Origin of the sequence: Streptomyces roseicoloratus, from assembly GCF_004117935.1 — a bacterium.
GTDB lineage: Bacteria > Actinomycetota > Actinomycetes > Streptomycetales > Streptomycetaceae > Streptomyces > Streptomyces roseicoloratus.
Genome location: NZ_SDOY01000116.1, coordinates 1 through 21,398, shown reverse-complemented (window position 1 = coordinate 21,398; position 21,398 = coordinate 1). Strand labels below are relative to the sequence as shown.

21 protein-coding genes and 1 tRNA gene are annotated in these 21,398 nt (G+C 72.5%); 10 read left to right on the top strand and 12 right to left on the bottom strand.

All coding sequences use genetic code 11. From position 1 onward, the window contains the following. Positions 1–139: 139 nt before the first annotated feature. Positions 140–1,156, bottom strand: a complete 1,017-nt coding sequence (ligD, locus tag ESG85_RS15160) for a non-homologous end-joining DNA ligase (protein ID WP_128979519.1) — start codon at positions 1,154–1,156, stop codon at positions 140–142. A gap of 74 nt (positions 1,157–1,230) precedes the next feature. Between ligD and ESG85_RS15155 the strand changes: the two genes are divergently transcribed. From ESG85_RS15155 to ESG85_RS15145, 3 genes are all read left to right on the top strand, one after another. Then, positions 1,231–2,289, top strand: coding sequence for an ATP-dependent DNA ligase (locus ESG85_RS15155; RefSeq protein ID WP_128979517.1), 1,059 nt, complete (start codon positions 1,231–1,233; stop codon positions 2,287–2,289). Between the two features lie 343 nt (positions 2,290–2,632). After that, a complete protein-coding gene (locus ESG85_RS15150; RefSeq protein ID WP_374050379.1) occupies positions 2,633–2,887 on the top strand; it encodes a hypothetical protein in 255 nt (84 codons plus the stop codon). A 167-nt stretch (positions 2,888–3,054) separates the two neighbouring features. Beyond that, positions 3,055–5,148: an MDR family MFS transporter gene (locus tag ESG85_RS15145; RefSeq protein ID WP_128979513.1), complete on the top strand. Its 2,094-nt coding sequence runs from the start codon at positions 3,055–3,057 to the stop codon at positions 5,146–5,148. Between the two features lie 40 nt (positions 5,149–5,188). Here the strand turns inward: ESG85_RS15145 and ESG85_RS15140 are convergent, their stop codons facing one another. From ESG85_RS15140 to ESG85_RS15130, 3 genes are all read right to left on the bottom strand, one after another. After that, a complete protein-coding gene (locus ESG85_RS15140; protein ID WP_128979511.1) occupies positions 5,189–5,650 on the bottom strand; it encodes a YchJ family protein in 462 nt (153 codons plus the stop codon). Positions 5,651–5,746: 96 nt separating this feature from the next. Continuing rightward, on the bottom strand, positions 5,747–6,340 hold the full coding sequence (locus tag ESG85_RS15135; RefSeq protein WP_128979509.1) for a GNAT family N-acetyltransferase: 594 nt from the start codon (positions 6,338–6,340) through the stop codon (positions 5,747–5,749). Between the two features lie 140 nt (positions 6,341–6,480). Then, positions 6,481–6,870 (bottom strand): VOC family protein, encoded by a 390-nt coding sequence (locus tag ESG85_RS15130; RefSeq protein WP_128979507.1) that lies wholly within the window; start codon positions 6,868–6,870, stop codon positions 6,481–6,483. Between the two features lie 17 nt (positions 6,871–6,887). On the opposite strand from ESG85_RS15130, the gene ESG85_RS15125 reads away from it, so the two are divergent. Both ESG85_RS15125 and ESG85_RS15120 read left to right on the top strand, forming a co-directional pair. Then, complete coding sequence (locus ESG85_RS15125) at positions 6,888–8,231, top strand: 6-phospho-beta-glucosidase (protein ID WP_128979505.1); 1,344 nt, start codon at positions 6,888–6,890, stop codon at positions 8,229–8,231. 99 nt (positions 8,232–8,330) lie between these two features. Beyond that, positions 8,331–10,247 carry a M64 family metallopeptidase gene (locus ESG85_RS15120; protein WP_128979503.1) on the top strand — a complete coding sequence of 639 codons (1,917 nt, stop codon included), beginning with the start codon at positions 8,331–8,333 and terminating at the stop codon, positions 10,245–10,247. Positions 10,248–10,321: 74 nt separating this feature from the next. Here ESG85_RS15120 and ESG85_RS15115 read toward each other — a convergent pair whose 3' ends face one another. The 3 genes from ESG85_RS15115 to ESG85_RS15105 form a co-directional block, all read right to left on the bottom strand. Beyond that, a complete protein-coding gene (locus tag ESG85_RS15115; RefSeq protein WP_128979501.1) occupies positions 10,322–11,146 on the bottom strand; it encodes an SAM-dependent methyltransferase in 825 nt (274 codons plus the stop codon). A gap of 74 nt (positions 11,147–11,220) precedes the next feature. Beyond that, positions 11,221–11,457 carry a DUF397 domain-containing protein gene (locus ESG85_RS15110; protein WP_128979499.1) on the bottom strand — a complete coding sequence of 79 codons (237 nt, stop codon included), beginning with the start codon at positions 11,455–11,457 and terminating at the stop codon, positions 11,221–11,223. Then, positions 11,458–12,333, bottom strand: coding sequence for a helix-turn-helix domain-containing protein (locus tag ESG85_RS15105; RefSeq protein ID WP_128979497.1), 876 nt, complete (start codon positions 12,331–12,333; stop codon positions 11,458–11,460). A gap of 262 nt (positions 12,334–12,595) precedes the next feature. Here ESG85_RS15105 and ESG85_RS15100 point away from each other — a divergent pair, with 262 nt between their 5' ends. The 3 genes from ESG85_RS15100 to ESG85_RS15090 all read left to right on the top strand — a co-directional run bounded on the left by ESG85_RS15100 (position 12,596) and on the right by ESG85_RS15090 (position 14,364). After that, entirely contained in the window at positions 12,596–13,024 is a 429-nt protein-coding gene (locus ESG85_RS15100; protein WP_128979692.1) for an ATP-binding protein, read from the top strand. Then, complete coding sequence (locus tag ESG85_RS15095) at positions 13,018–13,485, top strand: hypothetical protein (protein WP_374050249.1); 468 nt, start codon at positions 13,018–13,020, stop codon at positions 13,483–13,485. The genes ESG85_RS15100 and ESG85_RS15095 overlap by 7 nt, the downstream gene beginning before the upstream one ends. A gap of 165 nt (positions 13,486–13,650) precedes the next feature. Then, complete coding sequence (locus ESG85_RS15090; protein ID WP_128979496.1) at positions 13,651–14,364, top strand: class I SAM-dependent DNA methyltransferase; 714 nt, start codon at positions 13,651–13,653, stop codon at positions 14,362–14,364. A 92-nt stretch (positions 14,365–14,456) separates the two neighbouring features. Here ESG85_RS15090 and ESG85_RS15085 read toward each other — a convergent pair. Further along, a tRNA-Leu gene (locus ESG85_RS15085) sits at positions 14,457–14,544 on the bottom strand. Between the two features lie 204 nt (positions 14,545–14,748). On the opposite strand from ESG85_RS15085, the gene ESG85_RS15080 reads away from it, so the two are divergent. After that, entirely contained in the window at positions 14,749–16,026 is a 1,278-nt protein-coding gene (locus tag ESG85_RS15080; protein ID WP_128979688.1) for a DUF2254 domain-containing protein, read from the top strand. Between the two features lie 331 nt (positions 16,027–16,357). Here ESG85_RS15080 and ESG85_RS15075 read toward each other — a convergent pair whose 3' ends face one another. From ESG85_RS15075 to ESG85_RS15065, 3 genes are all read right to left on the bottom strand, one after another. Then, on the bottom strand, positions 16,358–17,014 hold the full coding sequence (locus tag ESG85_RS15075; protein WP_128979494.1) for a class F sortase: 657 nt from the start codon (positions 17,012–17,014) through the stop codon (positions 16,358–16,360). A gap of 182 nt (positions 17,015–17,196) precedes the next feature. Further along, complete coding sequence (locus tag ESG85_RS35890; RefSeq protein ID WP_246095044.1) at positions 17,197–18,027, bottom strand: hypothetical protein; 831 nt, start codon at positions 18,025–18,027, stop codon at positions 17,197–17,199. A gap of 199 nt (positions 18,028–18,226) precedes the next feature. Next, entirely contained in the window at positions 18,227–19,171 is a 945-nt protein-coding gene (locus ESG85_RS15065; RefSeq protein WP_128979492.1) for a beta-ketoacyl-ACP synthase III, read from the bottom strand. A gap of 203 nt (positions 19,172–19,374) precedes the next feature. Here ESG85_RS15065 and fdhD point away from each other — a divergent pair, with 203 nt between their 5' ends. Further along, the gene (fdhD, locus tag ESG85_RS15060) at positions 19,375–20,211 is read left to right on the top strand and encodes a formate dehydrogenase accessory sulfurtransferase FdhD (protein WP_128979490.1); all 837 of its coding nucleotides are present in this window, start codon (positions 19,375–19,377) and stop codon (positions 20,209–20,211) included. Here the strand turns inward: fdhD and ESG85_RS15055 are convergent. Further along, positions 20,208–21,293 (bottom strand): IS630 family transposase, encoded by a 1,086-nt coding sequence (locus tag ESG85_RS15055; RefSeq protein ID WP_128979488.1) that lies wholly within the window; start codon positions 21,291–21,293, stop codon positions 20,208–20,210. The genes fdhD and ESG85_RS15055 overlap by 4 nt on opposite strands. Between the last annotated feature and the right edge of the window lie 105 nt (positions 21,294–21,398).

Genomic DNA, 21,398 nt, shown 5'->3' with positions numbered 1-21,398 from the left:
ACGACGTGGCCGGACAGAGTCCACCGCCCACCGCCCACCACCCACCGCTCGCTCCGGGCTCCGCCCGCCGCCTACCGCCCACCGCTCGCTCCCGCGCCCGCACGCGGCCGACCGTTCGGCATCCGTCCGGCCGCGCCCGTCAGTCCTTCTTCGCACGGCTCGGCTGCACCCGCTTGGGTTCGCCGGGCATCTTCGGGTACTCGGGCGGATAGGGCAGGTCGCCGAGCCCGTGCTCGGCCTCGTCGCGGCGGGCCAGTTCGAGGAGCGGCTCCAGGCTGAAGCGCCGGTCGTCCATGTCGGCGTGGACGTCGCCGAGTTCGGCGTAGCGGGTCGGCATCGTGCGGATGTCGAAGTCCGCCGGCACGGCGTCGTCGATCTCGTCCCAGCGCAGCGGCGCGGAGACGGGTGCGTGCGGGCGGGGGCGGACCGAGTAGGCGGAGGCGATGGTGCGGTCGCGGGCGGTCTGGTTGTAGTCGAGGAAGATCCGCTCGCCGCGCTCCTCCTTCCACCACTTGATGGTGACCCGGTCCGGCATCCGCCGTTCGAGCTCCCGGCCGCAGGCGATGGCGGCCCGTCTCACCTGGGTGAACGTCCATTCGGGCAGGATCGGGACGAAGACGTGGAGGCCGCGCCCGCCGGAGGTCTTGGGCCAGCCGCGCAGCCCGTGCTCGTCGAGGACGGCACGCAGTTCGTGGGCGGCGCGGACGGCGTCGGCGTAGTCGGTGCCGGGCTGCGGGTCGAGGTCGAGGCGCAGTTCGTCCGGATGGTCGGTGTCCTCACGGCGTACCGGCCACGGGTGGAAGGTGACCGCGCCGAGATTGGCCGCCCACAGCACGGCGGCCGGTTCGGTGGGGCACATCTCGTCGGCGGAGCGGCCGCTGGGAAAGGTGATGTGGGCGGTGGGGATCCAGTCGGGCAGGTACTTGGGCGCGCGCTTCTGGAAGAAGGACTCGCCGGTCACGCCGTCGGGGTAACGCTCCAGGGTGGTGGGCCGGTTCCGGAGGGCACGGGTGATGCCGTCGCCGACCGCCAGGTAGTAGCGCACCATGTCGATCTTGGTGTAGCCGGCCTCGGGGAAGTACACCTTGTCCGGGTTGGACACCCTCACGGTCCGGTCGCCGACCTCGAGCTCCACCGCTGCCGCCTTGCCTGCCATGCCGGTCAGCCTAGGTGCGGCACCCGCGACCCGCATATCGGGACGAATCGTCACCGTCCTCCTAGACTCGCGCCATGGACCTGCCGGTGATGCCGCCCGTGAAGCCGATGCTCGCCAAGGCCGTGAAGAAGATCCCGCCGGGCATGCACTACGAGGCCAAGTGGGACGGATTCCGTGCCCTCGTGCACCGGGACGGCGCGGAGGTGTTCATCGGCAGTCGCACCGGGAAGCCCTTGACCCGCTACTTCCCCGAGCTCGTCGAGGCGTTCCTGGCCCGGCTGCCGGAGCGCTGTGTGGTGGACGGCGAGATCGTCATCGAGCACGGCGGCCGGCTCGACTTCGACCGGCTCACCGAGCGGATCCATCCGGCCGACTCGCGGGTGCGGATGCTGGCGGAGACGACACCCGCCCGGTTCATCGCCTTCGACCTGCTCGCCCTCGGCGACGAGGCCTTCCTCGACACCCCGCTCGCCGAGCGGCGCTCCGCCCTGGAGACCGCGCTCGACGGTGTCACTCCCCCGGTCCACGTCGCTCCCGCCACGACGGACGCCGAGCTGGCCGCACGCTGGTTCGAGCAGTACGAGGGCGCGGGGCTCGACGGGGTGATCGCCAAGCCGCTCGACCTGCCGTACCGCCCGGACGAACGCCTCATGTACAAGATCAAGCACGAGCGCACGGCCGACGTCGTCGTGGCCGGATACCGCTTCCACAAGAGCGGACCCGTGGTCGGCTCCCTGCTGCTCGGCCTGTACGACGACCGGGGCACCCTCCAGCACGTCGGCGTGTGCGCGGCCTTCACGGCCAAGCGCCGCGCCGAGCTGATCGAGGAACTGGCCCCGCTGGTCATGGACCCGCCCGCGGGACATCCGTGGGCGGCCTGGACGGACGAGTCGGCGCACGAGTCCTCCCGGCTGCCGGGGGCGCCGAGCCGCTGGTCGGGCAAGAAGGACCTGTCCTGGGTGACGCTGCGGCCCGAACGGGTCTGCGAGGTGGGCTACGACCACATGGAGGGCGACCGCTTCCGGCACACGGCCCAGTTCAAGCGCTGGCGGCCCGACCGGACGCCGGAGTCCTGCGGCTACGGACAGCTGGAGGAGCCGGTCTCGTACGACCTCGGCGAGATCCTCGCGTAGCCCGCGCCGCGGCTCCGCAGTCCCTCCCGGGGCGGGACGGAGATCGTTACGGTCCGGGGGCGACGTGAGATGCCCCACATCGGGTTTGGCCGCAACGGCCATTTCCCGCCCCTCCGTTCGACGGACTGACGCTCGATCGGACCGGGAGACCCGGTCGCACCTGCGGGAACGTCCGGCGCGCCCACGGGGCCCTCCGCACGCCTCGCCGAGACCGGGCCGCGGGCGTTTCCCGGCGGTGACGCGACCGTCGTCGAACCGGCACCGCCATCCGGTACGTATGGAAGTACGTACGGACGAGAGAAACCCTCTCGCCGCCCCACGAGCCCCACAAGGACCGACCGTGATCGCCTCGCCCTCGACCCTCGTCCCCGTGCCGATCCCCGACCGCGTCGCCGCGCTGATCGGGTCCTGCCTGCCGCTGCACGTGCTCCAGGCCGAGGTCGACGCCGACTGCGCGGCGCGCGAGGTCTACCGCTTCCGCGGACCGCTGTGCCCGGAGGACCGCGCCGACCGGGAGCACGCGCTGGCCGCGCTCGCCCGGGCGAACAAGGTCCTGGCCAAGCACCACCCGAAGCTGCCGGTACGCCCGGACTGCTGACAACCGGACTGGTGACACCCGGCCCGCTGACGCCCGGCCTGCTGACGGGGCGCACCGCACCGGTTCTGTTCGGGCGCACCGCACCGCACCGATTCGGTTCAGGCGTACCGCACCGGTTCGGGCGTACCCCACATGCGGGACACGGTCGCCGGTGTGACCCTGCGAGAGTGACCACCACCAGCGAAGCAGCGCCCGCGCCGCCCGCCGCCGAGCCGCCGGTGCTCGACAGCCGCCGTCGCAACATCGTCTTCGGCACGATCATGCTCGGCGTCCTCCTCGCCGCGCTCGACCAGACGATCGTGGGCACGGCTCTTCCGACGATCGTGTCGGACCTCGGCGGCGCCGCGCACATGTCCTGGGTGGTCACCGCGTACCTGCTCGCGGAGACCGTCGCGACCGTCCTCGTCGGCAAGTTCGGCGACCTGTTCGGCCGCAAGGTGATCTTCCAGATCTCGGCGGTCGTCTTCATCACCGGCTCGTTCCTGTGCGGCCTCGCCACCAACATGACGCTGCTCATCGTGTGGCGCGGACTCCAGGGCATCGGCGCCGGCGGTCTGATGGTCACCTCGATGGCGCTGATCGCCGACGTCATCCCGCTGCGCGAACGCGGCAAGTACCAGGGCGCGATCGGGGCGGTGTTCGGCGTCTCGACCGTCATCGGGCCGCTGCTCGGCGGCCTGTTCACCGACCATCTGAGCTGGCGCTGGGCGTTCTACGTGAACGTGCCCATCGCCATCCTGGTCGTGATCGCCGCCGCCCGCTCGATCCCCTCCGTACGGTCCGTGAGCCGGCCCGTCATCGACTACCTGGGCATCGCGCTGGTCGCCGTCGGCTCCAGCGCGCTGATCCTGGCGACGAGTTGGGGCGGCAACGAGTACGCCTGGGGCTCCGGCGTCATCATCGGTCTCTTCGCCGGCGGGCTGCTCGCGCTCGCGCTGTTCTGCTGGGCGGAGACCCGCGCGGCCGAACCCATGCTGCCCATGCGGCTGTTCCGCAACCCGGTCTTCACCGTGTGCTCCGTGCTCAGCTTCGTCGTGGGCTTCGCGATGCTCGGGGCGATGACCTTCCTGCCGACCTATCTGCAGTACGTCGACGGGGACTCGGCGACGATCTCCGGCATCCGCACGCTGCCGATGGTCGTGGGCCTGCTCATCGCGTCCATCTTCAGCGGCAACGTCGTCAGCAAGACCGGGCAGTACCGGATCTTCCCGATCGTGGGCTGTCTGGTGATGGGGGTCGGCCTGTTCCTGCTGTCGCTGATGGGTCCGGACACCGGCACCTGGCTCGCCTCCCTGTACATGTTCGTGCTCGGCGTCGGCATCGGCCTGTGCATGCAGGTGCTCACCATCGCCGTGCAGAACACCGTCGACTACGCGGACCTCGGCACCGCCACCTCGGGCGTCACCTTCTTCCGTACGCTCGGCAGCTCCTTCGGCACCGCCGTCTTCGGCACCATCTACACCAACGCGCTCGAACCCAACCTCAGGGCGGGCGTCGGCGAGGCCTCGGCGATCGCCGCGGGGGCCGGACTGAACCCGGCGGCCGTGGCCGGCGCCGCGCAGAGCCCCACCGGGGTACACCGGCTGCCCGACCCGGTGGCGGAGCCGATCGTGCAGGCCTACGCGGACACCCTGCACACCGTCTTCCTGTGGACCGTCCCGGTGGCGGCCGTGGGCTTCGTCGTCGCGCTCTTCCTCAAGCAGGTGGCGCTCCGCGACACGGCCCGGGCCTCCGCCCCCGACATGGGCGAGGGCTTCGCCTCGCCCACCATCAGCGGCGACTCGGCCAAGCTGCTCGAACTCTCCGTGGGCCGGATCATCCGCAGGACCGACTACACGACCGCGCGGCGGATCGTCGACGCCTCCGACACCCGGCTCGACATCGCGGGCGCGTGGGCGGTCATGCAGGTGGAGCTGTTCACCCGGCTGGTCGGCCACGCCAGCCTGGGGCTGATCTCGGCGGGGCGGCGGGTTCCGCCGGAGGTGCTGCTGCCGGTCTTCGACCGGATGGTCGACGAGGGCTTCCTCACCCGGGACGGCAACCTGCTGTCGCACACCCCGGCCGGCAAGCGCGAGGCGGAGGTCATCACCAAGGCGTGGGGCGACTGGCTCAGCGACCGCGTCGAGCAGGAACGCGGCCGGCCCAGCGGTCCCGAACTGCGCGCGGCGACGGACGCCATCGCGAAGAAGCTGATCGCGGAGGACCTGGCCCAGGGGCTGCCGCGGGGCGACCGGGAACCGGTGGGAGCGGTGACGCGGTGAGCGTTACGGCCAAGGACGGGACGCGCGCCGCTCCCGCCGCTCAGTCCAGGAAGTCGCCGTCCGCGTACACCCAGGCGCCCTCGTGCCGGGTGAACCGGCTGCGTTCGTGGAGCTCGCCCGGCGCGCCCTCGTGCGTGAAGCGGGCCCGGAAGGTCACGGTGCCGCGCTGGTGGAAGGCCGTGCCGTCGCTCGTCTCCTCGATCTCCAGCCCCGCCCACCGCAGCTCCGGGTCGAAATCGACCTCGGCGGGCCGGGTCTCCGGCGCCCAGGTGCGCAGCAGATAGGGCTCGTCGCGGACGACGAACGCGCTGTAGCGGGACCGCATGAGCAGTTCGGCGGTCGGCGCGGTCGCCGGCCCGGAGTGGAAACGGCCGCAGCACGCGCCGTACGTGGCCGGCAGCCCGCACGGGCAGGGCGAGTCGGCGGTGACGGCCGGAGGGGCGTTGCGCGCGGAGCCGGCGGGGCGGGCGGTACGGGCGGGGCGGGCCTTGCGTCGGGACATGCGCTCATTGTCGCGCGCCCGCCGCCGCCCGCCCCATCGAGGTGCCGGCTCCGGGGTCACCGTCCCGGCACCCCGGCCGGCACGGGTCAGCGCGGGTCAGCGCGGGTCGCGCCACATCCCCCACAGCACCGGGCCGCCGCCCGGCAGCGCGAACTCCTCGCGCACGGTGAAGCCGAAGTGCTCGTACACCGGGATGTTGGCGGCCTTGGAGGACTCCAGGTAGACCGCCTGCCCCGCCGCGTCGGCCTGGGCGAGGCCGGAGCGGAGCAGCGCGGCGCCCTGGCCCTTGCCCTGGGCGGCGGGCGCGGCACCTATGAGGGCGAGCGACCAGTGGGGGTCCTGAGGCGTGTGCGCGGCGGCCGTCTCGACGGCCTCCTTGAACAGGCCGGCCCGGTCGCCCAGGATGCCGATGAGCTCCTGGATGGTGTCCGCGTCCGGCACCGCCTTCTCCTGCGCCTCGGTGGGCACCCAGAAGGCGGCCGCGGCGTCGGTGCGCTCGCACAGGCCGTTCAGCAGGTACTGGCGGGTGAAGAGGGTCGAGAAGTAGCGGCCGAGGGTGGCCTGGCGGGAGGCGTCCTCGGGGAAGAACCAGCGCATCATCGGATCGTCGTCGAAGGCCAGGGCCAGCGTGTGGCTGATGTCCCCGGCGTCCTCGAGCACTGCCTTCTTGGGCATGTTCGTGTTCGCCATGCGGACATTCTGCACTCAAGTGATCTTGAAACGACCGGCGGGGGTACCCCGGGCGAAACGGGCGTAGGGGCGTGACGGCGTAGGCGGAGGGATGCAGGGCGTACGGGCGCAGAGGATCGCCGCGACCCCGCCCCCGTCGCTCACGGCCGGTACCGCAGCGGGTGTCCCTCCGGGACCTCCACCACGGCGATCCGTACGCCGTCCGGGTCGGCCAGCCACATCTCGACCAGGCCCCACGGCTCGGTGACCGGTTCGCGCAGGACGTGGGCGTCGGGTCTGCCGCGCAGTTCCTCGCGGGCCGCGTGGACGTCCGCGACCTGGAGCCAGATCCGGATGCCGGTCTCCGGCGGCGGGGCGGCGGCGCGGCCGGAGAGTTCGAGGAAGCCGCCGCCGAGGAAGTAGACCGTGCCGCGGTCCGGGCCGGTGCCGAACTCGCGGTAGACGGCCAGGCCGAGGGTCTCGCCGTAGAAGCGCCGGGAGCGCTCGGGGTCGGTCGGGCGGAGCAGAATCCTGCTGCTCAGTACCTGCATCCCGGTAGCGTACGGGCATGAGACTGACGATTCTCGGAGGCGGCGGATTCCGGGTGCCGCTGGTGTACGGCGCCCTGCTCGGCGACCACGCCGAGGGGCGGGTCACCCAGGTCACGCTGTTCGACCTCGACGCGGCGCGCCTGTCGGCGATCGCCCGGGTGCTCGCCGAGCAGGGCGAGGGCGTGCCGGACGCGCCGGCGGTGACGGCGACGACCGATCTCGACGAGGCGCTGCGCGGCGCGGACTTCGTCTTCTCCGCCATCCGGGTGGGCGGGCTCGCGGGCCGGGCCGCCGACGAGCGGATCGCGCTGGCGGAGGGCGTGCTCGGCCAGGAGACGGTGGGCGCCGGCGGCATCGCGTACGGGCTGCGGACACTCCCCGTGGTCACGCACATCGCGCGGCGGATCGCGGAGCTCGCCCCGGACGCCTGGGTCATCAACTTCACCAACCCGGCCGGGATGGTCACCGAGGCGATGTCGCGGATCCTCGGCGACCGGGTGGTCGGCATCTGCGACTCGCCGGTGGGTCTCGGCCGCCGGGTGGCGCGGGTGCTCGGCGCGGCACCGGACGAGGCGTGGATCGACTACGTGGGCCTCAACCACCTCGGCTGGCTACGGGGGTTGAAGGTCGGCGGACATGACGTGCTGCCCCGGCTCTTCGAGGACGACGCGCTGCTCGGCTCGTTCGAGGAGGGCAGGCTCTTCGGGACGGAGTGGCTGCGCTCGCTCGGCGCGGTTCCCAACGAGTACCTGCACTACTACTACTTCAACCGCGAGGCGGTCCGTGCCTACCGCGAGGCGGAGCGCACCCGCGGGGCCTACCTGTACGACCAGCAGGCGGGATTCTACGAGGAGATGGGCAAGCCCGACACTCCTCCCCTGGCCACCTGGCACCGGGTCCTGGCCGACCGTGAGGCGACGTACATGGCGCACAACCGGGAGGCGGCGGGGGTCGGCGAGCGCGACGAGGCGGACCTGGAGTCGGGCGGCTACGAGAAGGTGGCCCTGGCGCTGATGCGGGCCATCGCGCGCAACGAGCGGGCCACGCTGATCCTCAACGTCCGTAACCGGAGCACCCTTTCGGTGCTCGACGCGGACGCCGTGATCGAGGTGCCGTGCTTCGTCGACGCGGCCGGCGCCCATCCGGTGGCGGTGGATCCGCTGCCGTACCACGCGGTGGGTCTGGTGACGGCCGTGAAGGCGGTGGAGCGCGAGGTGCTGGCCGCCGCGGAGAGCGGTTCGCGGGCGACGGCGGTGAAGGCCTTCGCGCTGCATCCGCTGGTCGACTCGGTGACGGTGGCCCGCCGGCTGGTCGACGGCTACGCCGCCGAGCACGCGGGGCTCGCCTACCTGCGCCACTGACGCCTCTCCGCGCCACGGACGGCCATCTGCGCCACGGACGGCGTGGACGGCCGACGGCCGTCTTTACGGGGTCGGGGGCGTGGCCTAGGGTCGCGCCCCATGACTTCACTGCGACGCACGGGTGTGCGAAGAGGAGTTGCCCGGCTCGCCGCGGCCTTACTGCTGGCCGCGGGCGTCCTGAGCACGGGTTCCCCGGCCGCCGGCAGCGCGCCGGCCGGGGAGCCCGCGGGAGCGACGGCGCCGCCCGGGGCGGTGGTGGTCCCGGTGCAGACGACCGGGCCCGCGGACAAGCGGTTCAACCTGGTGGTCATGGGCGACGGCTACACGGCCGCCGAACTGCCCCGGTTCCGGGCGGACGTGGAGCGGCATCTGAGCATGCTGTGGAGCATCGAGCCGTTCGCCTCGTACCGCTCGTACGTCAACGTGTGGGCGGTGGAGCTGCCCTCGGCCGAGTCCGGCGTGGACTGCGACCCCTCGCTCGGCGCCCCGGCCCGCGACACGGCCCTCGACATGGGCTTCTGGGGCGGCTGCAACCCGGACAGCGTGCAGCGGCTGCTCACGGTGGACAGCGGGAAGGCCGCGGCGGCGGCCGACCTGGTGCCGGGCACGAGCAGCGCCAACCGTCAGGTCGTGGCGCTCGCGAACAGCTCCACCTACGGTGGTGCGGGCGGGAGTTACGCGACCGCGTCCGGCGGCAACGCGCTGTCGGCGCTCATCACCCCGCACGAGATCGGCCATTCACTGGGCAACCTGCAGGACGAGTACGACTACTACGCCCGCGGGGTGCCGGGCGCCGCGTACCAGGGCGGCGAGCCGTCCTCCGTCCATCACACGCTCCTGACCGAGCGGCAGATGCGGGACCAGCGGGCGAAGTGGTGGCGCTGGCTGGGTGAGGAGAGCGAGTCCGGCGGGGTCATCGGCCGCCACGAGGGCGGGCTGTACAGCACGCGGGACGTGTGGCGGCCGAGCCGTCACTCGCTCATGAAGACCCTCGGCTACGCCTTCGACCAGGTCGAGCGCGAGGTGATGGTGCGGGCGATCTCCGCGAAGGTGAACCTGGTGCAGGACCACACGCCCTCCGAGCGGCCGCTCGGCGCGGACCGGACGGTGTGGGTGGACACGCTGCACCCGGTGGGCGGTGAACTGGCCGTGGAATGGCGGCTCGACGACCGCCCGCTGCCGACCGCCGGCGCCCGCACGCTGGATCTGCGCGGCCTGGACCTGCGCCGGGGCCGTACGTACGCGCTGACGGCGACGGTCACCGACCCGACGCCGTTCGTCCGCGACCCGGCGGTGCGCGGCTCGGCGGCCCTGACCCGTACGGTGCGCTGGACGGTGAACCCGGCGCTGGGCACGCCGTCGGACGGCGCGCGGGCGGCGTTCACCGGCCACACGGCGACGTCGGCTCCCGTGAGCGCGCGTTCGGTGGTGCACGCCGACACGACACACCCCGTTCGCCACGCCCCGGTCGTGACCTGGGCGCTGGACGGCCGGCCGGTGGCCAACCCGGGCAACGACCGTGACCTGGACCTGCGTTCGCTGCGCCTGACCCCGGGCACCCACACGCTGACCGCCCGGATTCCGGGAACGGCACAGGAGCTGAGGTGGACGGTGGACGGGACGGCCGCCTCCGTCGCGTACGAGCTGTCGCCGCCGCTGCGCACGGTGCGGCGGCCGGGGCAGCCGGTGGAGTACGTCTACGACGGGGCGTTCACCATGCGGCTGACCGCGCGGGACGACCAGGAGGGCGCCGTGGTGAGCCAGTTCCGGGTGGACGGTGACGGCTGGTACACGTACTACGGCTGGCCGACGGACGCCGGCGCGCCGTTCCTCTTCTCGCCGTCGGGCACGGTGATCGACGATCTCGTGTACGGCAAGTTGGGCCGGAGCCGCGCGGTGCCGTGGGACGACGCCACGCCGGACTACGGCACCCACACGATCGAGTACCGCACGGTCGACGCGGCCGGCAACGTCGGCCGTGCGCAGCGCTTCCTGGTGACGCTGGTGCGGCCGTAGGACGGAGGCAGGCGGGAAACGGGTGAGGCCCCGTCGGAGCACGTGCTCCGGCGGGGCCTCCTCGCGCGGACGCGTCAGCGCTTGCGGCCGACCGCCGCCCAGCCCGGGATCGGGTCGTCGCCCTGGACGGGCACGGGCTCGCCCAGCTCCGGGTGCCACTCGGCGGTCAGGGACACGCCCGGCTCGACGAGGTCGAGGCCGTCGAAGAACGCCGCCAGCTCCTCGCGCGAGCGCGGGCGGAGGGTCAGGCCGCGCGCCTTGTACATGGCGGAGGCCTTCGCCGCGCCCTCGGGGTCGAAGTCCCCGGTGACGTGCGAGAGGACGAGGTAGCTGCCCGGGGCGAGCTTGTCGACGATCTTGGCGACCAGGTCGTACGCGCCGTCCTCGTCGCCCACGAAGTGGAGCAGGGCCAGCATCGACAGGGCGATGGGACGGTCGAAATCAAGGACCTTTCCGGCCCTTTCGAGGATGGCCTCGGGCTCGCGCGCGTCCGCCTGGATGTACTCCGTGGCGCCTTCCGGGGTCGAGCGCAGCAGCGCGGCGGCGTGCGCGAGCACGATGGGGTCGTTGTCGCAGTAGACGATCCGGGACTCCGGCGCCGCCTCCTGCGCGATCTGGTGCAGGTTGGGCTCGGTCGGGATGCCGGTGCCGACGTCCAGGTACTGGCGCACGCCGGCGGCGCTGAGCCAGCGTATGGCGCGGTGCATGAAGGCCCGGTTGACGCGGGCCATGTCCCGGCCGCGGGCGTCGACGGTGAGGAGCTGACGCGCCATCTCCTCGTCCACCGGGTAGTTGTCCTTGCCGCCCAGGAACCAGTCGTACATGCGCGCGGGGTGCGGCTTGCTGGTGTCGATGCGTATCCCGCCGTGCGGGGACGCGGCGGGTTCCTGGCTGGTCATCGGCTCTCCTCGGCGGGACGAACGGCGGCACGTACAGCAAGAGTTACGCGATGGACGGGCGGGGCGGAAGGGGTTCAGGTGAGCAGGAAGTCAGCCTGACCGGATTTGGCCCCCTGGATGAAGGCGGCGATCTCGCCGTGGGTGTAGATCAGCGCGGGTCCTTCGGGGTCCGCGGACTGTCGCACGGCGATCCTGCCGTCCGCCAGCTTCATGGCCTCCACGCAGTTGCCCCCGTTCCCGCCGCTCCACGGCTTGTGCCATCCCTCGGCACCGAGCTCGGTGGCGGGCATGCCGTTGTAAATGCGGTCCATTCACAGCTCCTTGCGGAGATCCCTGAGGATCTCCTTCGTACGTTGTGCAGTCGCGGCCTGGGCCGCCATGCGGTCCAGCACCTCGAGGTGGGAGGCCACCTCGGCGCGCGAGTCCAGGTAGACGGCGCCGGTCAGGTACTCGCTGTAGACCATGTCCGGGAGTTCGGGCATGGCGAAGCGGAAGAGGACGAACGGTCCGTAGGTGCCGGGGTGGTGGCCGGACGCGTACTCCGCGATCTGCAGGGTGACGTTCGGCAGCTCGGACGCTTCGAGCAGCCGGTCGAGCTGGGCGCGCATCACTTCGGGCCCGTCGCCGACCGGTCGGCGGAACACCGTCTCGTCCATGATCACCCAGAACCTGGGCGCGCCTTCCCTGGTGAGCAGGGACTGGCGCTCCATGCGGAGGGCTACATGGCGCTCGGTCTCCTCGGCGGCATCCGTGTCGCTGCCGCCACCGACGGCCCCGCTGCGCAGAATGGCGCGGGCGTAGTCCTCGGTCTGCAGCAGACCGGGGACGTGCTGGGGTTCGTAGGCCCGGATGAGGCTCGCGGCCCCTTCCAGGCTGACGTGCATGGAGAACCAGCCGGGCAGCACGTCGTGGAACCGCTGCCACCAGCCGGGGAGGTTGGCCTCCTCCGCGAGGGCGACGAAGGCCTCCGCCTCGGAGTCCGTGACGCCGTACGCCTGCAGCAGCAGCTGGACGTACGGGATCTTCAGCGCGACCTCGGCGGTCTCCATGCGCCGGATCGTGGCCGGGGCCACCCTGAGGATCCTGGCGGCCTCTTCCCGCTTGAGGCCGGACCGCTCACGCAGATCCTGCAGACGTCTGCCGAGGACGACCTGTCCCACCGTGGGGGCGGACCGCGGCTCGCTCACTCTTCACGACCTCCCCGACGCGCTGTTTCGACGAAGTGTGCCACGAGGCCAGTCCAGAGAGAACACCGCACTCTGCAATTTTCAGAGTGCCACTTGCCAAGTGTCCCCGCCGGGAGCACAGTATTCCGATGAGCCGGTACCCCCATGCCGTCGTGCGCTTCGCCGCGCTGGTGGGGGGTGCGGCACTCCTGCCCACAGTTGTGAGGATCCGGTCGTGGCTTCTGGTAACGCGCACTCCTCAGGTCTCATGAGCCGCCGCGTCATGCCCCAGCGCCCACGGCCGCACGCCGAGTTCCGCCGGTTCGCCTTCGAGCTGGCCGCCCGTACCGAATCCGTCGCCCGGGCCCGCCGGCTCGCCGAGGAACGCCTCATCCTCTGGGGCTGCGACCCCGAGATACGCGACACCGTCGCCCTGGTCGTCTCCGAACTGGTCACCAACGCCGTCGTGCACACGGCCAGCGCGCGCGTCGTCTGCGAGCTGCGGGAAGGCGAGGAGCGCCTGCGGATAGCCGTACGCGACGAGGGCGGCCCCGCGGGGCCGTGCATCCGCGACTGCGGCGAGGACGAGCGCGGCCGCGGGCTGATCCTGGTCGACGCCCTGTGCGCGGCCTGGGGCGCGGACCGCACCGGCCACGGGACGGCGCAGATCGTGTGGGCGGAGCTCGCGCACGGCATGGGAGAGCCGTGCTGAGGTCGCTGGCGACGCTGCTGGCCTCGCGCGCCCGCAGGGCGCCCGGGCCCGCCTCCGGACCCTCCGCGGCATCCTCCCTCCTCTCCCCCACGCCCGTCGGCGTGACCCGGCTGCCCGTGCCCGCCGACCTGTCGGCCACCCTGGGCTGCGACGCCGTCGGCGTGCCCGCCCGCTACGGCTTCCGCATCCTGTCCCGGCTGCCCGCCAAGGGCTGCGTCTACGCCGACGCCGACTGGTGGTGGTGGCTGGTCCCGGCCGGTTCGGAGCACGAACTGACCTGGCCGCTGCCCGCCTGCTACGCGCCCGGCGCGGTGATCCCGGACCGTCGGCCGCGGCTGATCCACCATCCCGACGGCGACTCCCCGTACACCCCGCCCATCCCCCTCTACCTGCTGATCTGCCAGCTGACCGGCACCGCACCCGCCTGGGGCGTACCGCCGCCGGTGAGCAGCGCGCTGTAAGCGGGGCGGGCGCGCCGTAAGGGCCGGGGCGGGCGCGCGGTGAGGGCCGGGGCGGGCGCGCGGTAAGGGCCAGGGCGGGTTCGTCGTACTGCCGGGGCGCGTTCGTCGTAGGGTCAGGCGGGCGCGCCGCAAGGGCCAGGGCGGGTTCGTCGTAGGGTCGGAGGCATGTTCTCTCCCGAGGGCCCCACGCTCCGCGAGCTGACCCGGCAGGCGCTGTCCTCCGTCGAGCACGGCTACGACCTGCTCGCCGCGAAGTTCGACGCCACGCCCTTCCGCACCTCCGACCGGCTCCTGACGGCGGTCGCGGAGACCCTGGAGCCGCTCGGCCCCTTCGGCACGGGCCTGGACGTCTGCTGCGGCACGGGCGCGGGCCTGTCGGTCCTGCGTTCGGTGTGCGCGGGCCGGACCGCCGGGGTCGACTTCAGCGAGGGGATGCTCGCCGAGGCCCGCCGCGCCCACCCGGCGGCGACGCTCGTCCGGGCCGACGCCCTGGCCCTGCCCTTCGCCCCCGCCTTCGACCTGGCGGTGAGCTTCGGCGCCTTCGGGCACTTCCTGCCCGCCGAGCAGCGCACCCTCTTCGCCCAGGTCCACGGCGCCCTGCGGCCCGGTGGCACCTTCGCCTTCCCGCTCCCGGCGCCGCCGCGCGTGGGCTCCGCCCCGTACTGGACGCTGTGGGGGTTCGACGCGGTGATGCGGGTGCGCAACGCGCTGTGGCGGCCGCCGTTCGTCATGTACTACCGGACGTTCCGCCTCGCCGACGTCCGCGCCCGTCTGGAGGACGCCGGCTTCACCGTGGAGTGGCTGCCGATGCGGTCCCTCGGCGTGCGGGAGGACGGCAGTCCGCGCTGCCGGCTGGTCGTGGCGCGCAAGGGCGGGTGAAGCGGTGCGCGAGCGGGCGGGACACGGCATGGGGCCGGAGACGAGCACGGGGAAACGCGGAAGGCCCCGACTTCCGTCGGGGCCTTCCGTCGTGGTGTCCGAGGGGGGACTTGAACCCCCACGCCCGATAAAGGGCACTAGCACCTCAAGCTAGCGCGTCTGCCATTCCGCCACCCGGACCAGGTGTCTCGCCGCCCCGGGTGTTCCCCGCGGCGACATGGACAACTCTACCAGGGGTTCGAGGCGGCTTTCACCAGCGTTTCCCGTGGTCAGTGCCGCGCATCGGCGCAGCGGCGGGCTAGCCTGCGCGGAGTGAGCCCGCTTTCTCCGCTTCCTCCCCCGCCCGCGGCCGCGCCCCGCGCCGCCCGCTATCCCCGGCCGCGGATGCTGTCCCCCCTCCGGGAGCACCTCCGGGACACCTTCTGGTTCGCTCCGGTCGCCACCATGGCCCTCGTCCTGGTGGTCTGGTGGCTGTGCGAAGGGACCGACCGGGCGATCGTCGACGCGCTCCGGGAGGAGGGCGAGTACGAGGCACTGGGCGAGCTGGTGGGGATCGCGGAGGACGCGAAGACGGTGGTGACCACCGTCAGCTCGGCGATGATGACCTTCATCGGTGTCGTCTTCTCGATCTCGCTGGTCGCGGTGCAGATGGCGAGCGGGCAGTTCAGCCCCCGGGTGGTGCGGATCTTCATCCGCAGCCGGATCACCAAGGCCACCTTCTCGGTCTTCCTCGCCACCTTCGTGCTGTCCCTGCTCGTGCTCACCTCGTACGAGAGCGAGACCGACCCGCAGCTCGTGACGGGCGTGCCGCTGGCGCAGTCGATCGTGACGCTGGTGCTCGTGGGCCTCAGCCTGCTGCTCTTCGTGGCGTACGTGAACTCGACGCTGCGCCTGATGCGGGTGGGGCACGTGGTGGACCGGATCACCCAGGAGGCGTTCCGGGTGCTGACGAAGATGCCCTGGTACGAGGGCGGCGTCGGCGACCTCGGTCCGGTCACGGGGCATGTGGTGCACCGGGGACGGGCCGGGGTGCTGCGGGACGTGAACGTGGTGCGGTTCGTCCGGGTCGCGCGGCGGCACGGACTGGTGCTGCGCGTGCTGCCCCGCACGGGCGACTTCGTGGTGCCGGGGACGCCGGTCCTCGCCGTGTACGGCGGGCCGGCGCCCAAGGGGCTGGGAACCTCGGTGTCGGTGGGGATCGAGCGGACCTTCCACCAGGATCTGGGCTTCGGGCTGCGGCAGCTCTCGGACATCGGGCTGCGCGCGCTGTCCCCGGCCGTCAACGACCCGACGACGGCCGTGCAGTGCCTGGACCGGATCGTCCAGTTCCTGGCGGCGCTCGCCCACCGGCCGCTCGGCGCGGTGGAGTACCGCGAGGGGCGGGACGGCCGGGGCCCGGTGCGGCTCGTGCAGGACGTGCCGGAGTGGGCGGATCTGGTGGATCTGGGCTTCGCCGAGATGCGGGGCGCCGCCGGGAGCAGTCCGCAGGTGTCGCGGCGGATGCTGGCGGGTCTCGACGACCTGCTCTCGATGGTGCCCGAGGAACGCCGGGAGCCGCTGCTGCGGCACCGGGCGCTGCTGGTCGAACTGGTGGAGCTCACGGTGCCGGCCGCCGCGGACCGGGCCTTCGCACTGGAGCCGGACCGTCAGGGCATCGGCTGACCGCGCCGCCGTAGGGCCGGGCGGGCGACGGGCGCGCCCGACTGGGCGGCCGGACGTTCGGGCACCCCGGGTCCTGCGCCCTGAGCTCTGTCCTGGGTCCCGCGCCGTGGGCCCTGGGCTCTGGGCTCTGGGCCCTGCGCCCTGGATCCTGGGAGCCAGACGCCCCCCGACGCCTGCTCCGTGGACGCAACATTGACCACGAGAAGGCCTTCCAGGTCCAGTCCAGGACGGAAGTCCGTCAGGTCGCCGGCGGTGGAGAGAGTCGTTGACGGCCCAGGACCTTGATGGCCGGAGACGTCGGCGGAGGGAGGCGTCGGCGGGGCGGGCGGCGTCAGCGGACCTCGGTCAGTCGGGCCGAGACGACGACGTTGCTCTCGTAGCCTCCGTCCGGCGAGAACGGGCCGCCGCAGGTGATCAGACGGAGTTCCGGGCTGCCGGTGGAGCCGTAGATCCGCCGTGCGGGGAAGGCGTCCTTGGGGACGGCCTCGACGCCGTACACGGTGAACACCGCCGTATGCCCGTCGGCGCGGACGATCTCCACACGCTTGCCCCGGGCGAGCGCGCCGAGGTCGTAGAAGACGGCCCGGCCCGCGGGCGTGTCGACGTGGCCGACGACGACGGCGGTGCCCCGCTCCCCGGGCGTGACGGCGCCGGTGAACCAGCCCGCCAGGTTGGGGGCGTCCGGGGCCGGCGCGTCGATCCACCCTTCGGCGTCCAGGCCGACGCGGGTCACCGGGGCGTCGATCCGGACCGCCGGCACACGGACCCGTACCGGCGGGGAGGCGTCCAGCGGATCGGGCACCGCACCGGTGGCGGCGGGCGGCAGACCGGGCGCGGCGGCCGCGAGGGGCTGCGGAGGGCCGTCGGTCCGCCAGTCGCCGGACCCGTCGCGGACCAGGTGCACGCCCACCAGGAGCACCACGGCGATCACTCCCCATGCGCCGCGCCGGCGGTGTCCGACCGACCCCTCCACGTGCGTCCCGCCCACCTCTCGTCGTCTCCTCGGCTTCGCGTCTCCGCGACGTCGCCTCTCCGCGACGCGTCTTCACGTCTCGCCTCTCCGCACCGCGCCCGTTCCGGACGGCCCGCGGTCCCGTCGTATGGCGCCCCTCCGACCCGGTCCTCGTCACACCGGGGCGGAGGGGCTGTCTCGGGCCCCCGGGCGCCCCGTCAGCGCTCCGTGGTGTCGGCGGGTTCGCGGCGGCGCGTCAGGACGACGGCCGAGCCGAGCGCGCCCACGATGAGCACGGCTCCGGTGACCAGTTCGGTGGTGCCGATGCCGTCGGAGCCGAAGCCGGCCTTGACGCCCTTGCGGGCGCCGGTGGCGCGGTCGGGGTCGGGATGGTGTCCGCCGCCGGCGATGGTGAGGGTGGTGGTGCCGCGTTCGCCCTTGCAGTCGAAGGTGACCTCGTACCGGGCGCCGGCCTTGGCGTCGTGGTCGACGGTGGCGGTGCCCTGGCGCCCCTTGTTCAGGGTGACGGTGTCGAAGACGCCCGACTCGACGGTCACGGTGGGGACTTCACAGCCGTCGGAAGCGAGCGTGACGGTGCCGCCGGGAGCGACGGTCTGCGGCGTCACGGAGAAGCCGAAGGAGGTGATGCCGTGCCCGGTGCCGTCCTTGACGGGACCGTGGTCTTCCTTGGCGGGGCCGTGGTCGTCCTTCGGGAGGTCGTGGCCGTCCTTCGGGAGGTCGGGGCGGTTCTTGACGAAGTCAGGCGCTGTCTTCAGGAAGTCAGGAGTGTCCTCGGGGGTTTCCGGGCCGTCCTTGAGGGCGTCGGGGCCGTCCGTGAGGACGTCGGGGCCGTCCGTGAGGACGTCGGGGCCGTCGAGGAAGGCAGCGCCGTCCGTGAGGATGTCGGCGCCCGCCTTCGGGAAGTCGGCGGCGTCCTTGGGGAAGACGCCGTCCGGGAGGTCACCGTCGTCCGCCGGTGCCGCGGGCGCCGCCAGGAAGAACGGGACGGCGGCCAGCAGGGCGGCGGAAGCTACGCGTATCGCGCGCATGACGGTCCTCCAGGTCACGCGAGGGCGGACGCGGAGAGGTTCCGCGGACGGCCTGGCTGCACACCCTCGCCGCGATCGAAGCTAGGCCCGCCCCGAGGCCGTCGCCACCGGGCTCTGCCGATCAGGTGACGCCGCCGCACCGGCTCCTGCCGTGACGCGGAACCGCCACGGCACCGCCACGGAAACCGCCCCGGAGCCCCTACGGGACCCGGACGACCTGGCCCGCGTACGAGAGGTTGCCGCCGAAGCCGAAGAGCAGCACCGGGGAGCCGGAGGGGAGTTCGCCGCGTTCGACGAGCTTGGCGAGGGCGAGCGGGACGGAGGCCGCGGAGGTGTTGCCGGAGTCGACGACGTCGCGGGCGACGACCGCGTTGACCGCGCCGATCTTCGCGGCGAGCGGCTCCACGATGCGCAGGTTGGCCTGGTGCAGCACGACTCCGGCCAGGTCCTCGGGGCGGATGCCGGAGCGTGCGCAGGCCTGGCGGGCCAGGGCCGGGAGCTGCTGGGTGGCCCAGCGGTAGACGCTCTGGCCCTCCTGGGCGAAGCGCGGCGGCGTGCCCTCGATGCGGACGGCGTGGCCCATCTCCGGAACCGAGCCCCACAGCACGGGGCCGATGGCACCGGTGTCCGTGTCGGTGGCCTCGACGACGGCGGCGCCCGCACCGTCGCCGACCAGGACGCAGGTGGTGCGGTCGCTCCAGTCCGTCACGTCGGTCATCTTGTCGGCGCCGATGACCAGGGCGCGGCGGGCGGCGCCGGCGCGGATCGTGTGGTCGGCGGTGGCCAGGGCATGGGTGAAGCCGGCGCAGACCACGTTGAGGTCCATGGTGGCGGGCGAGCCCATGCCGAGGCGGGCGGCGACGCGGGCGGCCGTGTTCGGCGAGCGGTCGATCGCGGTGGAGGTGGCGACCAGGACGAGGTCGATGTCGGCGGCGCCGAGCCCGGCGGCGGCGAGGGCCTTGCCGGCGGCGTGCGCGGCGAGCTCGTCGACGGGCTCCTCGGGGCCCGCGACGTGCCGGGTGCGGATGCCGACCCGGCTGGTGATCCACTCGTCGCTGGTCTCCACGAGGGCGGCCAGGTCGTCGTTGGTGAGCACCTTGGCGGGCTGGTAGTGCCCGAGCGCGGCGATGCGAGTGCCCGTCATCCCGGGGACCCCCTCGGTGGTTCGATTGCGGCAGGAGGACCCAGTCTTGCCAGCGACTGATGGGTAACCGGTGACGTAAACCACCAAGATTCACCCGAAGTGCCTGTTCGACCGTGACAAGAGGAGAATGGGCCGATCAGGCCCCTGGGGGCGTTCCGCGGTGACAGAGGCGTCCCGCACGGACAGAAACGGGTGCAGCGACCATGGGACGGGTCACGGAGCGGCGGCGTGTGGTGCGCGTGCGGGGCGGGGCGGTCGGCATACGGCCGGACACGCTCGTGGCGGAGGAGCCGCTGGAGATCCGGCTGAACGGGCGGCCGATCGCCGTCACCATGCGCACGCCCGGCGACGACTTCGCGCTCGCGGTCGGCTTCCTGGTGAGCGAGGGCGTGCTGGCCGCCGCCGAGGACGTGCGGAACGTCGTGTACTGCGCGGGGGCGACGGCGGACGGCTCGAACACCTACAACGTGGTGGACGTGCAGCTGGCGCCGGGCGTGACCGTCCCCGACATCACGCTGGAACGGAACGTCTACACGACCTCGTCGTGCGGGCTGTGCGGCAAGGCGAGCCTGGACGCGGTGCGCACGACGGCCCGCTTCCCGATCGCCGACCGCCCTCCGGTGCGGCTGACGCCCGGGCTGCTCGCGGCGCTGCCGGAGCGGCTGCGGGCGGAACAGCGGGTCTTCGACCGGACCGGCGGTCTGCACGCGGCGGCGCTGTTCTCGGAGGACGGCGAACTGCTCGACGTACGAGAGGACGTGGGCCGGCACAACGCGGTCGACAAGCTGGTGGGCCGCGCGCTGCGGGAAGGGCGGCTGCCGCTGGAGCGGGCGGTGCTGCTGGTGTCCGGGCGGGCCTCGTTCGAGCTGGTGCAGAAGGCGGTGATGGCGGGCGTCCCGGTGCTCGCGGCGGTGTCGGCACCGTCCTCGCTCGCGGTGGACCTGGCGATCGAGTCGGGGATGACGCTGGTCGGCTTCCTGCGGGGGCAGGACATGAACGTGTACGCGGGCGAGCACCGGATCGCGCTGGAGAACGGCTAGTGAACTGGTTCGGAGATCCTGTCGCAGTAGCGGCAGATGCGGTCGAGGATCTGGTCGGCGGTCTTGGTCCAGGTGAAGGGCTTGGCCTGGTCGTTCCAGACCTTGATCCACTCTTCGAGTGCGGTCTTGAGGTCGTCGAGTGAGCAGAACACCCCGCGTGCGAGGCAGCGCCGTTCCAGCTCGGCGAACCACCGCTCGACCTGGTTGATCCACGACGAGTACGTCGGCGTGAAGTGCAGCCGGAAGCGGGGGTGCGCGAGGAGCCACTTGTGCACGACGGGCGCCTTGTGGGCGGAAAGGTTGTCACAGATCACGTGGACCGCCAGGCCGGGCTCGGTCTGGCGGTCGATCTCGTCGAGGAAGTCACGGAAGTCGACTGCCCGGTGCTGCGCGGACAGCTTGGTGATGACCTTGCCGGTCGCGGTGTTCAGGGCGGCGAACAGGTCGACGGTCCCGTGTCGGACGTAGTCGAAGCTCCGGCGCTCGGGCACTCCGGGAATCATCGGCAGGACCGGAGCGGTCCGCTGGAGGGCCTGGATCTGTGGCTTCTCGTCGACCGCGAACACCACGGCGTTCGCCGGCGGAGCGAGATACAAGCCGACGACGTCACGGATCTTGTCGATCAGGAACGGGTCCGGGGAGATCTTGAACGTCTCGGTCCGCCACGGCTGGAGGCCGAAGGCGTGCCAGATCCTCAGGACACTGGCCGGGGAGATCCCCACGACCTTGGCCAGCTCCCGTTTCGACCAGTGTGTCCCGGCCGGCGGTGTCTCTTCCAAGGTGCGGACCACTACCTCTTCGACCTGGGCGTCGGTGATGGTCCGCGGCACTCCGGGCCGCGGCTCGTCCGTGAGTCCGTCGAGGCGGTCGCGCAGGAACCGTGTGCGCCATCGGCGCACGGTGTCTCTGCCGACATCGAGTCGCGCGGCGACCACGGTGTTGTTCCAGCCGTTCGCGCACGCCAGCACGATGCGTGCGCGAACGGCCAGCCCCTGTGCGGTCGAGCGGCGCTTGGCCCAGTTCTCCAGCGTCAGCCGCTCGACGTCCGACAACACGACAGGTTCCAGCCGGGTATCGCCCATGCACACAGGACAGCGTGAACGCATGACCTGCCGCAGGCGAACCCCGCAATCTGAAACAGCAGACGCCTCACGTGGCGACCCACGACCTCAAAACCAGGTCACTAG